A 14,607-nucleotide genomic window follows, 5' to 3' on the forward strand; every position below is an offset into this window, starting at 1 on the left:
ATGAAGATCAGCTTTTATGTATTAAGTGAGAGTAAAGCCCAAGATTTCTTGGGCTTTGTTTGTCAGTTGACTCAGACAGCGCTCAACAAAAGCGCTCAGTCTTTGCTCATTTTAGTTGAAGATAAAGCATTACTATCAGACCTAGATACGGCACTTTGGGCATACGATGCCACGAGTTTTATACCGCATCAGTGTCTTTTAGATAATCAAACTGATGTCGACATGGCGGCTAGTAAGTCTATGACACCTGTATTGCTTAGTAATCATATACCAGCAGACTTCAACGGTATTGTACTCAATACTACCGCACATCCTGTTAATGATTTTATGGTGGCTACTAGTAATGCCAAACCTTACAGAGTCCTTGAGCTGATCAAACCAGATACGGCAAGTACCCAAGCGGGCCGTGATAAATATAAAGCGTACCAGCAATCAGGCTATGAGTTGACCCACTTTAAGGTTTAGTTTAGTTTAGTTTTACCTTTTACTTTGTCTGTTTGCCACTTTTTATAGAATTTACTATCACAAAATCTACTTGTTACCTGATATATCGCTGTCTTTGATGCCTCATTGTTGAGGCATTTTTATTGCCTAGATTTAGCTAAGTATTATCTAGGTATAACCCTTTCTAGCGTCATAATTTATCCTATTCCATATGCTCGCCTACTACCTTCCACTTTGCGTACGGCACTCGCTTCTATGAGCGGTATGCGAATATGCCAAAAAATGCTACCATCCCTCGACAAATTTCCCCTTAAACAATTCACTTACTTTTGACAGACGTCGAGGATATACACATGCGTTCATTGATTGCGATGTATCAGCGTATAGGACTGGTGCCGCTCATTATTATTGGTTTGGTGTTAGGCGTACTGATCGGTTGGCTTGCACCAAGTGTGGGTACTGCCATAGGCTTACTCGGTACACTATTTGTCGGTGCTTTAAAGGCAGTTGCTCCCATCTTAGTATTTATTTTGGTCATGGCAGCGATTAGTCAGCACCGTAGCGGCAATGAGGTCTACGTAAAGCCGGTGCTGATCATGTATATGTTCGGCACTTTTTTGGCCGCACTAACAGCAGTCGGTGCCAGCTTTTTATTCCCGACGAATTTGGTCTTGATAAACGCCGATATCGCGCAAGTACCACCTGCTGATTTAAAAGAAGTATTAACGAACTTGTTAATGAATCTGGTCGCAAACCCGATCAATGCCATCGCTGAAGCCAACTACATCGGTATATTAGCATGGGCGATTATCATTGGTTTTGCCTTGCGTCAGGCCAGTGATAGTGCGCGCAATGTCGTTGGTGATTTTGCTGATGCCATCTCACAGGTCGTTAAGTGGATTATTGCGTTGGCACCATTGGGTATTTTGGGACTGGTCGCCAGTACTGTCGCTGAGACAGGTTTTGCTTCTTTGGCAGGTTATGCACGTATCTTGATGGTACTCATCAGCTGTATGCTATTTATTGCTTTGGTTGCCAATCCATTGATTATCCTTGTGAAGACTGGCAAAAACCCTTATCCCCTTGTGTTTACTTGCTTGCGTGAGTCAGGTATTACGGCCTTCTTTACCCGTAGTTCAGCTGCCAACATCCCAGTCAATATGAACCTGGCACGCAAGCTGGGTTTACATGAGGACACGTATTCAGTAACCATTCCACTGGGTGCCACAATCAACATGGCGGGTGCTGCAATCACAATTAACGTATTAACGCTTGCGGCCGCTCATACGCTAGGTATCGAAGTTACATTTGCATCAGCACTATTGTTAAGCCTCGTTGCGACGGTCAGTGCATGCGGTGCCTCTGGTGTGGCTGGTGGTTCGTTATTGCTCATTCCATTGGCAGCAAGCTTGTTCAGTATTCCAAATGATATCGCCATGCAAGTGGTGGCCATCGGCTTTATTATCGGTGTCATTCAGGACTCAGCAGAGACAGCCTTGAACTCTTCAACCGATGTACTCTTTACAGCCGCCGCTGACCCTACTTACTCGCGCTAATCTTTAGCACAGCATCACTATAGACAAAAAAAGGGCCTTTTAAAGGCCCTTTTTTATTAAGTATTACCAGTAAATAACTACTTTATACTGTCTATATCAATCTCTATGACTGGGGTTTGCAGCTCTGTTTGACGTTTGAGTTGGCGTAGCTGCTCAACCTCATCTAATAACTCAATAATTAAACCAATGGCAGGTACACTGGCTTCAAAATCACGACTCAACCGTGAAGCGCGGCGTACGGTCGTCAACTGATAGCCGGTGAACTGTTCGCGCTCTGGCACATCATATTCAATGATATTTTCCTCGATTAACTCAATGACCCATTGGCGCTCTTGGCCACAGGCCGTGACCAGCTCATCTAAACTCATGATAATGTCAGTAAATTCAGTCGAGTGTTTCATAGCTATTATCCTCGTTTTCTCTATTTCATCGTTATCCTAGTCATCTCTACGCGTAGCTTATCATTGTAGTGATAGTTGACTCTTATCAAGGGCGTCGTCTAACGGTTGATACTGGTATCAGCAAAGGCTTGCTTGAGCTGTTCATACGCATCGATGGCCTCTTCACTACTGATATCAGGATTGACAATATTTAAAGTTAAGTACAAATCGCCTGATTGTTTGGCAGGAATACCCTTACCCTTTAGACGTAAATTACTACCTGATTTGCTGTCTTTGGGCACCGTTACCCCAAGCGTACCCGCTGGCGTACTGACGTTAATTTTTTCGCCCAGCGCCGCTTCCCACGGTGCGATATTTACGGTCTGGTAGACATCCGCGCCTTCTATTCGGATATTGGCATCGTGGCGAATTTTAACCTTTAAAAACAAGTCACCATTTTTACCATGACTACTACCAGCAGCGCCTTGTCCAGCCAATCTGATTTGCTTACCATCCGTGATGCCCTTTGGGATTTTTATTTTTAGGGTTTTGTTGTCATAGTCGACGTTGCCATTGGCCTGATGCACAGGGACATTTAGTTTGATGCTGTAGTCGTCACCACTATATACTGAGGATAAATCAACCGTAATCTCGGCATGTTGGTCCTGACCTTTGCTATCTTGCGTACCAAAATCACTACCAAACTGATCAAACCCGCTGCTTTGAGAGCGGCTACCCGCTTGCCCACCAGCTGATCCACGCGCGCCGCGACCGAACGCTGAGAAAATATCATCAAAGCGAAAACCACCATCACCAAAAGCCTCACCATCACCAAACTGGCTTTTGATATCTTCCCAACGAAACCCGCCTTGCCCTGCACTACTCTGTCCGCCAAACCCACTTGCGCGGCTTTGATTTGCAAATGGGTTGTTTAGCATCGCGTCATACTCAGCGCGCTTGTCTTTGTCTCTGATGGTCTCGTAAGCGTTGTTTATTTCTGCAATCTTGTTGTCCGCGTCAGGGTGGTCGCTGACATCAGGGTGGTATTGACGAACGAGCTTACGGTATTTCTTTTTGATATCAGCATCTGAAGCATCTTTTTTGACCCCTAAAATGTCATAGTAGTTTTTCTCTGCCATGTTATTTCCCTCAAAATAAAAGCATATTAGTGATATCGGTTCACCAGTTTCGAACGATAGGTCACAAACGACCACTTAATATTGGTATGTTGTCTCTTTCCAACTTACCTTTTATGGTAGTAATAATAAAGACAAACACCGTTATATAAATATTACCAACCACGACGCATAGATGTGCTGAGACTCTAAAATGCAGATAAATAAGTACTTTTACTCTGAGCTAGGTATTTGTTAATTGATAAATATTTTTTATGAAGTGTTCAAAAGAGTATTTAATTTCTTATATTAGTGGTTTAGAAACACTATAGAAAGGTTTTGTTACATTCAGTAGCCAGTGTTTTAATAGATGCAAACCGCCTTAATAATGCTATATCGATAGTATTTGTATTTATATATTACCCATTTACATTATATTATCCAGTCTCCAGTATTTTGTCAGCTCGTTTATGAGAACCAATCTCTATAACATCATATTCAGCCTTTTTAATATCAATTTTTCTTGTCAAAAACAGATTTTTCTCCTTAAAAAACAATCATTTGACCTCATGAGTTTTTTACACAGCAGTAATAATATGACAAGCTATCTCTTGTAGAATCCCCTCATTATTCATACTCATAGGGAGTATAGATAGCGTAGGCAAAAGCATCTGTCTATTTTATTAATTGCTTATAGGTATTAAATGTCTTATTTAATCAAGTCTTTGGTTGTCGCGTTGTCACTATTGCTGAGCACTACAGTTTTTGCTGGTAATACCAGTTACTACGGTAGTAAGTTTCATGGGAAGCGTACAGCGAGTGGTAGTATCTTCAATATGAACTCTTTAACCGCTGCACATCGCACGTTACCGTTTGGTACGAAGGTCCAAGTAACCAACCAAAAGACAAAGCAGAGCGTGGTCGTAAAAATCACCGATAGAGGTCCATTTATTCGTGGGCGCATCCTTGATTTATCGAAAGCCGCTGCTGGTCAAATAAACTGTAAACTTTGTACGACCACAATGGAAGTACTGTCTTACGGTGATGGTAAATACCGTAAAGAATGATGTCATAGATCTAAAAAAAGGGAGGGCTAACGCCCTCCCTTTTTTATTGTTCACTGTTAAGTCTTCAAAGCGATTTATGCAAACCTACTTTCCATTTCTTCTAACGTCGTCATCGATAGCAACAGCTTTTCTTCATTATCACTATGCTGCTGTTGTAGCGCCGTTTGCTCATTTAACAAAACCAGCAAGGCGGACTTACGGCTCTCTTCATATAGAGTCGTATCAGCCAGTTTTTTCTCAAGGGTCACAAGCTGCTCGTCAATTTTAGCTAGCAACTTCTCTGTGTCCTCTATCTCACGGCGAATAGGCGCTGTCAATTTACGTTGTTCAGCGGCGAGCTTACGCTGTTCTTCTTTACTAAGTGCAAGCGTCGTAGGTTTACTTTTTAAGGAATTATCAGCTGCTTTATTACTGACTTGGCTATTATCTGTTTCACGTGAAACAAACTTCTTGCTCTCTTTTTTGCTTTTCTTTTTATGGTTACTTTTGTCTTGTGTGCTTTCTTGCTTACGTTTTTCGGCCAGCCACTTACCGTAGTCACTGATGTCACCGTCGAACTCATCGATTTTGCCATCATGAACGAGATACAGCTCATCACAGACGTTGGCAATCAGTTCGCGATCATGTGACACCAGGACAACGGCACCTTGAAACCCTTGCAGCGCAATAGTCAATGCTTGACGCATCTGTAAGTCCAAATGGTTGGTCGGCTCATCAAGTACGAGAACATTGGGACGCTGCCAAACGATCAATGCCAGTGTTAGACGCGCACGCTCACCACCAGAGAACAGCTCACTTGGGGTATCAATACGCTCACCGCGAAAATCAAAACTGCCTAAGAACGAACGCAATAGCGCATCAGAGGTTTTACCTGCTAGGCGGCGCAGCATCTCTATGGGCGTGGCTTTGGCGTCCAAGATATCCATTTGATGCTGGTTGAAATAGCCCAATTTTAAGGTATCTGAAACGCGGTAGGTACCTGTCAATACGCCAAGCTCACCAACCAATGCTTTAATCAGTGTGGATTTACCCGCGCCATTCATACCCAGCAAGCCGATACGTGTGTCTGGCGTCACTTGCATGCTGGCATTGTGCAGCAGTGGGGTCTCGCTATAGCCAATATCGGCATGAGTCAGCTCAATCAGTGGTGAGCTCATGTTTGCTGGCTCATAAAACTGAAATGAGAATGGATTGTCCGCCATCATTGGTGACAGCTCCGACATACGTTCTAACTGCTTGATACGGCTCTGTGCTTGCTTGGCTTTACTGGCTTTGGCACGGAAACGACGAATAAAGTCATCTAAATGCGCCTTGGTCGCTTCTTGCTTCTCAAAAGCTTGCTGCTGCTGCGCCATACGCTCATGACGTGTACGAATGAACTGCTGATAATTACCGGTATAAAGGGTGATTTTTTGTTGTTCGACATGCAAGATATGACCAACTGTCGCATCCAAGAAAGCTTGGTCATGCGAGATGACAATAACCAGACCCATGTAAGCATTGATCCATGTCTCAAGCCACAAGATAGCGTCTAAGTCCAAATGGTTGGTTGGCTCATCGAGTAGCATCAGATCAGCGCGGCTCATCAAGGTTTTGGCAAGGTTCAAGCGCATACGCCACCCACCAGAGAACCCTTCTACAGGCAGCTCATGCTGGCTGGTATTAAAGCCAAGACCTGCCATGATTTGAGCGGCTTTGGTCGGCGTGCGATAGCCATCGATCTCGTCAAACTGCTGATGCAATACGCCGATCTGCTCATCACTGACTCTACTCAAATCATTAAGTGCCGCATTGATTTCATACCACTGCTCATCACCGCTGAGTACATAATCGACCGCAGACTGCGTCGTTGCGCCCACTTCCTGTGCCATATGTGCCACTTGCCAGCTATCAGGAATACTGACTTCGCCTCTATCCAGCGTGACTTCGGTATCGCCCTTGCCCATCTGCGTCAGTAGTAGCGCAAACAAGGTAGATTTGCCAGTGCCGTTGTTGCCCGTCAGTCCAACTTTGTGACCTGGATGGAGCTGAAAGCTTGCACCTGCAAATAACTCACGTCCATCACGGCGAACACCAACGTCTTTAAATTCGATCATATAATTTCTTCATCTCAGCAATAATATAAATATAGGGCAATAATAAACACACATAGGGTATGCCAACTGGCGGCTATTATTTCAAACGCTTGCCACATAGGCAAACAATTAAATAACTATTTCAAAACTAAGTGTTTATTATGATAATAGCTTGAGGATCGATAGTCGGCTATTGCGCGCTCAAATACCGATTAGCAATTTAAAGATAACTATTATAAAGGTTATGATCACAATGCGCCTATGTATAGACAGCGAGTATCAATACTGCCTAGTAAGCGTTATACATTCTAGTACTGTCTAATAGTGCTTTATACTAGAGCGTGTCTTCACTCTAAAGACAACGATAAAGACACGATAAATGGAAGCCTAACAAGGAAGATAGCGCAGACAATATCAAGATATTAACCCATTATCTATTGTCATCAATGGCATGGTTAGCACACAGTGAATCGTGTCACTCTTGACAAACGAATCAGCACCCCCATTATGATATACTGCTAAAAAATAAGCGCCTAGCATCTATAACGCATTGTGGTAGTGCAAATATCATTTTAAAGCGGCTTATAATGCATTACTAATTTTGACATAACGACAGCACCCAATTAAATCAAACGCCGTGCGTATCTTTTTTTGCAATCGTTTTATTGCAAACCCAAACAGGACGACGACCGCATTTGATCCTAGCAACTGAGGTAGATATGAACGAATCAGCCAACCAATTTAGCCCAAGCTCGAGCCAGCCAGTAGACCCAACCGTATTGAGTCTCACCGATAGTGCTGCCCAAAAAGTACGCCGCCTGCGTGAAGAAGAAGGTGATAGCGATCTGATGCTACGCGTTTATGTGACTGGTGGCGGTTGCTCTGGTTTTTCCTATGGATTCAACTTTGCCAATGATCTCAACGAAGACGATGCCAATTTTGATAACGGTGATGTGACCTTGGTCGTCGACTCACTAAGCTATCAGTACTTGCAAGGCTCGACCGTTGATTATACCGAAGGACTAGAAGGTGCTCGTTTTGTGGTGACCAACCCAAATGCAACCACCACTTGCGGCTGCGGCTCGTCATTCTCTATTTAAATGGTCTATCGTTTTGGCACTATGACCTAAGATACTTAATGGGCGCGCCAAAACGAGATTGGATGATTTAGAGCATAACGGTCAAAGCATCTATCTACACGGTAGGTGCTTTTTTTATCACTCTTAAGTCTATCTAATAAAACTGGCTAGCATGAATACTAGCTAATTTGACTCTAAATACCGAGAAAAACTTTGTCAAATCATCCTTCCTAAAGCTTATCGTATTTGTAATTGTCCGTGGTTTTCAATACGGCTTTGAGCTAAACTGACGGGATTATTGACCTAACATTTACCTATTTTATGGACAAACGCCTATCGTGTTTTGATCCACCATAATAAATAACAATAGATGACTATTATGAGTAATTTTACGAGTAGCTTTGTTAACTTTGACATTCCTAACTGGTTCGATAGCCAGCATCTGACGGGTATGCTTCGTGGTATCGAAAAAGAAGGACTGCGCGTAAAGCCTGATGGTTTTTTGGCACAGACACCGCATCCAGCCAAATTGGGATCAAAACTGACCCATCCTTTTATTACTACTGACTACTCAGAGAGCCTACTCGAGCTCATCACCGAACCAAAAACCTCCCCAAAAGAGACCCTCAACATGTTGCGCCAGCTGCACGTGTTGGTGTATCAGGGTATGCCTGAAGGTGAGCTGATGTGGCCTTTGTCTATGCCATGTATGTTGTCATCGAAAGATGAAGATATTCCATTGGCTGATTATGGCAGCTCTAACACAGGTAAGCTAAAAACCTTATACCGTAGTGGTTTGGGTATTCGTTATGGTCGCCGCATGCAGACCATCGCAGGTCTACATTACAACTTATCTTTTGGTGATACGCTCTTTGAAACCTGGCAAGCACAGACACCAGCGGCACAATCTCAAACGCTGACAGAATTCAAAAACGAAAAATACTTGGGGCTCATTCGTAACTTCAAGCGCTTAACCAGCCTTGTGCTATATTTATTGGGCGCCAGCCCAAGCGTGTGCCCTTGTTTTGTGGCAGGGCGTGAGCATGATCTTGAGTTGCTCAATGACTCAACCTACTATAAGCCTGCTGCGACGAGCCTACGTATGGGCAAGCTTGGCTACACCAATAGCGTGCAAGAACAGCTAGATATTCGTTATAACTATCTGCCAGAGTATGTCGCTGGGCTACGCCGTGCGATTCAAACGCCGCATGACAGCTTTTCTAAACTTGGTTTAGAAGACGCCGACGGTAACCCTGTCCAAATCAATAATCATATCCTCCAGATAGAAAACGAATATTACAGCCCTATTCGTCCTAAACAGATTGCGATGAGTGGTGAGACACCGACCGAAGCGCTTGAACGTCGCGGTATCGCTTATGTTGAGTTTCGTGCGATTGACCTTGATCCTTATAGCGATGTCGGTATCCGTCTATCCAGTGCTTGCTTCTTAGAAGTGATGGCGCTCTACTGTCTATTCAGTGAGTCGCCAGACTTGCTTCCTGAAGAAGAAGAGACACTCGCTATCAATCTTGAGCGTGTGGTCAATGAAGGTCGCCGCGATGATTTACACATTATCAATAACGGTCAAGAGCAGTCACTAGAGCGTTGGATGCTCACGCATTTGGAGCGTATGCAGCCCCTTGCCGCATTGTTAGATGCTCACTATGGTGGTAATGACTACCGCGCAGCAGTAGCATTGATGCAAGGCAAGGCAGGACACTCTGAGTCGACCATATCTGCGCAAGTAAACTCAGATAGCAAACGTTTGGGTAGCCTATGGCAGCTTGGCTTTACTTTGGCTCAGCAGCACCGTGACTCTCTGTTGCAACAAACACTCAGTCCGAATACCCAAGCAAAGTATGAAGTATTGGCAGAAAAATCTGTTCTACAACAAGCTGATATTGAAAAGTCTGAAACAGAAGACTTTATGGAATTTTTGCAGCAGTATCGCTAAGTTTTGATTACTGAGTCTTTATGACTGAGTTCTGATTACTAGGTTCTGACTGCTATCCAACATCTATTGCAGATGACTATATAAGAGTAACGCACTATGCGACACCTGACCACTTACCGTAACTTGCAAGTATTTTTGGTGATAATGGCCATAACAGGCATGAGTTTTGCGCTGTTTTACTTGCAGCGGCATCTTGGACTATCCCCTTGTCCACTCTGTATTTTTCAACGTATTGGTCTGATGGTCATGGGCGGTTTTGCCTTACTATCAGCGTTGTTCAATCCCAAGTCTAAAGTTGTCAGGCTACTGTTATGGCTTGGTAGCTTGGCAGGTATTGGCTGGGCGGCGGCTGTTGCCGCGCGCCATGTATGGTTACAACATTTGCCTGCCGACCAAGTTCCTTCATGTGGTCCGGGTTTGGACTATTGGCTTGATACCCTGCCTATCTTGCAAGTATTCAAAGAGGTGTTTGCAGGCTCTGGTGAATGCGCCTCTGTCGATTGGACATTTATGGGGTTGAGTATTCCTGAGCAGTCCTTGATTTTGTTTAGTGTACTCCTAGTGGTACACGGGTTGATCCTATGGCGTATCGTACGACCTACCCATAACGCTCGTATCGCTTAGTAATTCATCAAAGCACTCTACTACTTTATAGCTAATGTTTTTTCTAAACAGACATTCATACCTTGTTATGCAATGTCTGTTTTAACTTATGTCATTGTTAAATATCTCTTATTAGCTCTATTAGTGCGATCGACAGACGCAAAACTGCTTCTTTTATCTAGCACATATAATAAGCACAACAAAAAGTCTACAGAGATATTCCTAACCCTTTGATATCTTTATACAGCTTATTCCATTAGTCGTTAGCCCCTATAGCTCAATTGCTTTAGAACGACAGGCTGTCTGTATCTCGATGAGCAGATGACGTTCTCAAGTTCCTAAGTTTATATTATCGTTAAACTTATATTCCCCAATGTCGATTAGTTTCGACAACGGCATTATATTGTCAATGGTTTGGAGTTTCGATAGTAGGGGTGATTTTTTAGAAACACTATCTAGAAACTGTTTTTGGTATGACCATGATATTTCTTGCACCCGTTCGCTCTACTACACTTACTGTTATCAAACGCTGGCGTCTACCTTTATTGGCGATACCGCTGTGTGCGTTGTTGGCCAGTTGTGATAGCGCTTCATCTAATGCTGACCAAGACATGATGACCAAAATTGGCTCTGTCAATACATCAGATACGACTGAACCGCAAAACGAGCCAGAAGAGAGTGACGGCACCTCCCTATCAGATGCCAATAGTCACTTGAGCGAGTCTACCGAAGGGCAATCGCTTATTGCTGCTGCCCAATCAAATAATGATGCAAAAACCAAACCATCGGTACCTTATTCAAAATCGAATAGCAGTACGCTGCAAGCAACACTAATGGGCGATTATGGCGGTATGGTGCCTTGCGCAGACTGCGACAGTATTGATGTCACATTAAACTTATTTGCTGACGGTTCTGTATTGAAAGCCAGTACCTATCACAATTCAGAACAGCCGAGACAACCTTTACTTGAATCTGGCGTTTATCGTCAAGACAATGACAAAATCACCATCGTATACGAAGACAAGAACATCGAGTCCTATCACATCCAAGACAACCATTTAATTTTGATAGATGAGCAAAAGAATCTCAATAACGACTATATGTTGTCACGTAAATAATCATCAACGAAGATATGGAAGAAGTCATCAATGAACTCAGTATCAACAACCTATCTTTCTAAATAGATAAGCTGTATTCAACATCGTTTTGAACGAGTCATATTTTGTCAGCCACATAACGCCTGCTTGTTGGGCGTTTTTTGTTGGTCATCGAACAGCGTTTACTTTACAATGATTGCTGATCTGCCACACTGCTATAGTGGCAACGCCTGATCAAAGCACTAATCCTTGCTGATAGCGACTAAGCACACCAAACCTTATCATTCATTAGCTGTTTACCTCCTTTATTCTAGCTCGTACGGAACGTCTATGCATATTCATATCCTTGGTATTTGTGGTACTTTTATGGGCTCGCTAGCGTTATTAGCGCGTGAACTTGGGCATACCGTTACTGGTTCAGATGCCAATGTATACCCGCCTATGTCTACCCAACTTGAAAATGCTGGCGTCATTATCGAAGAAGGTTATCTCGTAGAGCATCTGCAACCAGCGCCAGACTTAGTCGTTGTTGGTAATGCAATGAAACGTGGTATGGATGTGATCGAGTACATGCTAGATAGTGGTCTGCGCTATACCTCAGGTCCACAGTTTTTGTCTGAGCAAGTGTTGCAGTCCCGTCATGTGATAGCCGTCGCCGGTACTCATGGCAAAACCACCACGACCACTATGCTCGCTTGGATACTGCATTATGCTAGTATCGATGCAGGGTTTTTGATCGGCGGTGTGCCACTGGTCGATACGACTGATGAGCACTTGCAGAAGGTGTTTGCGCACAGTAGCTATCTAGGCGCAGAAACAACAAACGATGACACTACCGCTCCTTCTGGCTATTTTGTTATTGAAGCCGACGAGTATGACTCTGCGTTTTTTGATAAACGTTCAAAGTTCGTCCATTACCGCCCGCGTACCGCTATCTTGAACAACCTAGAGTTTGATCATGCTGATATTTTTGCAGACCTTGATGCCATTCAGACTCAGTTTCACCACATGGTACGCATGATTCCAAGCACAGGTAAAATCATCATGCCTGCCGCGACTATCAGTTTAGAGGACACTTTAGCAAAAGGGGTCTGGACGCCTATCTGGCGTACAGCGGTTATCGACTCTACTACGTCCATTTCAAGCACTGACGATACCCTAAAAAACAATAGCGAATGGCAAGCTGAGCTTATTCGCGAGGATGGCAGTCAGTTCCAAGTGAGCTTTGCAGCTGACAAAGAAGCAACTGCTATCGTAAATTGGTCGATGAGCGGTATTCATAACGTCAACAATGCCTTGGTTGCTATTGCAGCAGCCTACAACGTTGGCGTGAGCGTTTCTACTTCTTGCGCTGCATTATCGGCCTTTGCTGGTATCAAACGCCGGATGGAGCTGATCGGTGATGTAAACGATATTCTCGTTTTTGATGACTTCGCCCATCACCCAACTGCCATTACGATGACCTTGGACGGCGCCAAAAAGAAACTGGCTGACAGACGACTTTGGGCGATTATCGAACCGCGTAGTAATACGATGAAAATGGGTATTCACCAAGACAGCTTGGCCGAGTCAGCTGCTCTCGCTGACTATACGATATGGTACGAGCCTGCGGGACTAGAATGGGGTCTAAAAGAAGTCATCGAACACGCCTATACTGCAAGTGACTCTATCGGTAACCAGCAAGTGATGTCTAGTATCGATACCATTATCGAACATATCACTACCCATGCTCAGGCAGGCGATGCCATTGTCGTTATGTCTAATGGTGGTTTTGAAGGTATTCATCAACGTCTGCTCACTGCACTGCGTAATGACTAGACGATTACCCAAAGATTAGACCCCGTATTTATTATGGAAAGCGCAGCCGTTTAGCAGACGAGCTGCGCTTTTTTGTTCCGGTTTCATTATTCCGGTTCACTTATATGAGCTTTTCTAAACAAATTGCTTCTAAGTAAGCTTTTCTGAACACACTTCTCTCTCGTAACCTGCCATTATTTCTTTCTGTTAGCACCACGGCTACCTTTGTAACCTTTCGTTTACTTATTACCCGTACGTAATAGCAAATCAGACTTTTTTCTCACATAGCCCCTACACAGGTAACATTTCGTGCTTACTTTTGTGTTTGAGGACTGTTTACAATGGAGTCATCTAATTAACGACATATTATAAATATTAATAATTTAGGAGAATAACATGAGCTTTATTTGGATGATTATCGTAGGTCTAGTCGCAGGTTTATTGGCACGTGCTATCAAGCCAGGTAGCGATCCTATGGGTTGGATCATGACGATTGTATTAGGTATCGTCGGTGCTATGCTAGGTGGTTTCATTGCAGGCTTGATTGGTATTAATGCGGATGGCGGCTTTACTGGTCTTATCTTCTCAGTAATCGGTGCCATTATCTTGCTATTCTTGTATGAAATGATTGTAAATAAACGCCGTGCATAATTGCTGCACATAGTTAACAGTCACACGAAACACTTCAAGAAGCCTCGCAATAAGCGAGGTTTTTTTGTATCACCAAACATCAACCTCTCTATTCTATAGACTCATAGAACCTAATATGAACGGGAAAGTATTGATAAGCATTACTTTTGTCCCCATTTATCTTATAATATCAACCCTATTTTGTCCCTATCATTGAGGTGAGCGTTATGGCACTACTCCCTATCTTAAGTTACCCAGACCCGCGTTTGCGCACGATTGCCAAACCTGTCAAGGAAGTGACAGCTGAAATCAAAACCTTAATCGCTGACATGATCGAGACGATGTATGATGCTCAAGGTATCGGCCTTGCTGCTAGCCAAGTCGATCGTCACATTCAGCTTATCGTCATGGACTTGTCTGAAGACAAAACTGCTCCTAGAGTATTTATCAATCCAAAAGTCACGCCCTTGGTAGATGACAAAAAACCCTATGAAGAAGGCTGCCTATCTGTGCCCGACGTCTATGACAAAGTAGAACGTCCTACCAAGGTACGCATCGAGGCTTTGGATGGTGAGGGTAACGTCATTGACGAGGAAGTAGAAGGCTTACTTGCTGTCTGTATCCAGCATGAAATGGATCATCTAAATGGTGTGATATTCGTCGATTACCTCTCTCGTCTAAAGCAAACTCGTGCGCGTGATAAAGTTCGTAAAGTCGTCAAAATACGTGAAAAACAAGAAGCTCAGGCGGCTGACAAGCAAGCACAAACCCTCAACTCTTAAATTTCTTATCCTTAATATCGTCTCGCCT

13 protein-coding genes are annotated in these 14,607 nt (G+C 43.6%); 10 read left to right on the forward strand and 3 right to left on the reverse strand.

Features of this window, described 5'->3' with window-relative positions:
• On the forward strand, positions 1–465 hold the full coding sequence (locus AC5JP1_RS09895) for a DNA polymerase III subunit chi (protein ID WP_493843989.1): 465 nt from the start codon (positions 1–3) through the stop codon (positions 463–465).
• A 332-nt stretch (positions 466–797) separates the two neighbouring features.
• The gene (sstT, locus tag AC5JP1_RS09900; protein WP_493843990.1) at positions 798–2,000 is read left to right on the forward strand and encodes a serine/threonine transporter SstT; all 1,203 of its coding nucleotides are present in this window, start codon (positions 798–800) and stop codon (positions 1,998–2,000) included.
• Positions 2,001–2,077: 77 nt separating this feature from the next.
• On the opposite strand, the gene AC5JP1_RS09905 is transcribed toward sstT, so the two are convergent.
• Both AC5JP1_RS09905 and AC5JP1_RS09910 read right to left on the reverse strand, forming a co-directional pair.
• Positions 2,078–2,401 carry a chaperone modulator CbpM gene (locus AC5JP1_RS09905; protein WP_493843991.1) on the reverse strand — a complete coding sequence of 108 codons (324 nt, stop codon included), beginning with the start codon at positions 2,399–2,401 and terminating at the stop codon, positions 2,078–2,080.
• 98 nt (positions 2,402–2,499) lie between these two features.
• On the reverse strand, positions 2,500–3,519 hold the full coding sequence (locus tag AC5JP1_RS09910) for a DnaJ C-terminal domain-containing protein (RefSeq protein WP_493843992.1): 1,020 nt from the start codon (positions 3,517–3,519) through the stop codon (positions 2,500–2,502).
• A 680-nt stretch (positions 3,520–4,199) separates the two neighbouring features.
• On the opposite strand from AC5JP1_RS09910, the gene AC5JP1_RS09915 reads away from it, so the two are divergent.
• A complete protein-coding gene (locus tag AC5JP1_RS09915) occupies positions 4,200–4,562 on the forward strand; it encodes a septal ring lytic transglycosylase RlpA family protein (RefSeq protein WP_319050774.1) in 363 nt (120 codons plus the stop codon).
• A 74-nt stretch (positions 4,563–4,636) separates the two neighbouring features.
• Here the strand turns inward: AC5JP1_RS09915 and AC5JP1_RS09920 are convergent, their stop codons facing one another.
• Positions 4,637–6,658, reverse strand: coding sequence for an ATP-binding cassette domain-containing protein (locus AC5JP1_RS09920; RefSeq protein ID WP_493843993.1), 2,022 nt, complete (start codon positions 6,656–6,658; stop codon positions 4,637–4,639).
• 698 nt (positions 6,659–7,356) lie between these two features.
• Here AC5JP1_RS09920 and erpA point away from each other — a divergent pair.
• From erpA to def, 7 genes are all read left to right on the forward strand, one after another.
• Positions 7,357–7,737 (forward strand): iron-sulfur cluster insertion protein ErpA, encoded by a 381-nt coding sequence (gene erpA, locus AC5JP1_RS09925; protein WP_057757666.1) that lies wholly within the window; start codon positions 7,357–7,359, stop codon positions 7,735–7,737.
• 358 nt (positions 7,738–8,095) lie between these two features.
• Positions 8,096–9,670, forward strand: coding sequence for a glutamate--cysteine ligase (gene gshA, locus AC5JP1_RS09930; protein WP_493843994.1), 1,575 nt, complete (start codon positions 8,096–8,098; stop codon positions 9,668–9,670).
• A gap of 96 nt (positions 9,671–9,766) precedes the next feature.
• Positions 9,767–10,294 carry a disulfide bond formation protein B gene (locus tag AC5JP1_RS09935; protein WP_493843995.1) on the forward strand — a complete coding sequence of 176 codons (528 nt, stop codon included), beginning with the start codon at positions 9,767–9,769 and terminating at the stop codon, positions 10,292–10,294.
• A 452-nt stretch (positions 10,295–10,746) separates the two neighbouring features.
• Positions 10,747–11,391, forward strand: coding sequence for a copper resistance protein NlpE N-terminal domain-containing protein (locus AC5JP1_RS09940; protein ID WP_493843996.1), 645 nt, complete (start codon positions 10,747–10,749; stop codon positions 11,389–11,391).
• A gap of 309 nt (positions 11,392–11,700) precedes the next feature.
• On the forward strand, positions 11,701–13,188 hold the full coding sequence (mpl, locus tag AC5JP1_RS09945; protein ID WP_493843997.1) for a UDP-N-acetylmuramate:L-alanyl-gamma-D-glutamyl-meso-diaminopimelate ligase: 1,488 nt from the start codon (positions 11,701–11,703) through the stop codon (positions 13,186–13,188).
• A 375-nt stretch (positions 13,189–13,563) separates the two neighbouring features.
• Positions 13,564–13,818 (forward strand): GlsB/YeaQ/YmgE family stress response membrane protein, encoded by a 255-nt coding sequence (locus AC5JP1_RS09950; protein WP_319050780.1) that lies wholly within the window; start codon positions 13,564–13,566, stop codon positions 13,816–13,818.
• A gap of 206 nt (positions 13,819–14,024) precedes the next feature.
• Positions 14,025–14,579, forward strand: coding sequence for a peptide deformylase (def, locus tag AC5JP1_RS09955; RefSeq protein ID WP_319050781.1), 555 nt, complete (start codon positions 14,025–14,027; stop codon positions 14,577–14,579).
• Positions 14,580–14,607 lie beyond the last annotated feature (28 nt).

Source organism: Psychrobacter sp. H29, from assembly GCF_059073055.1.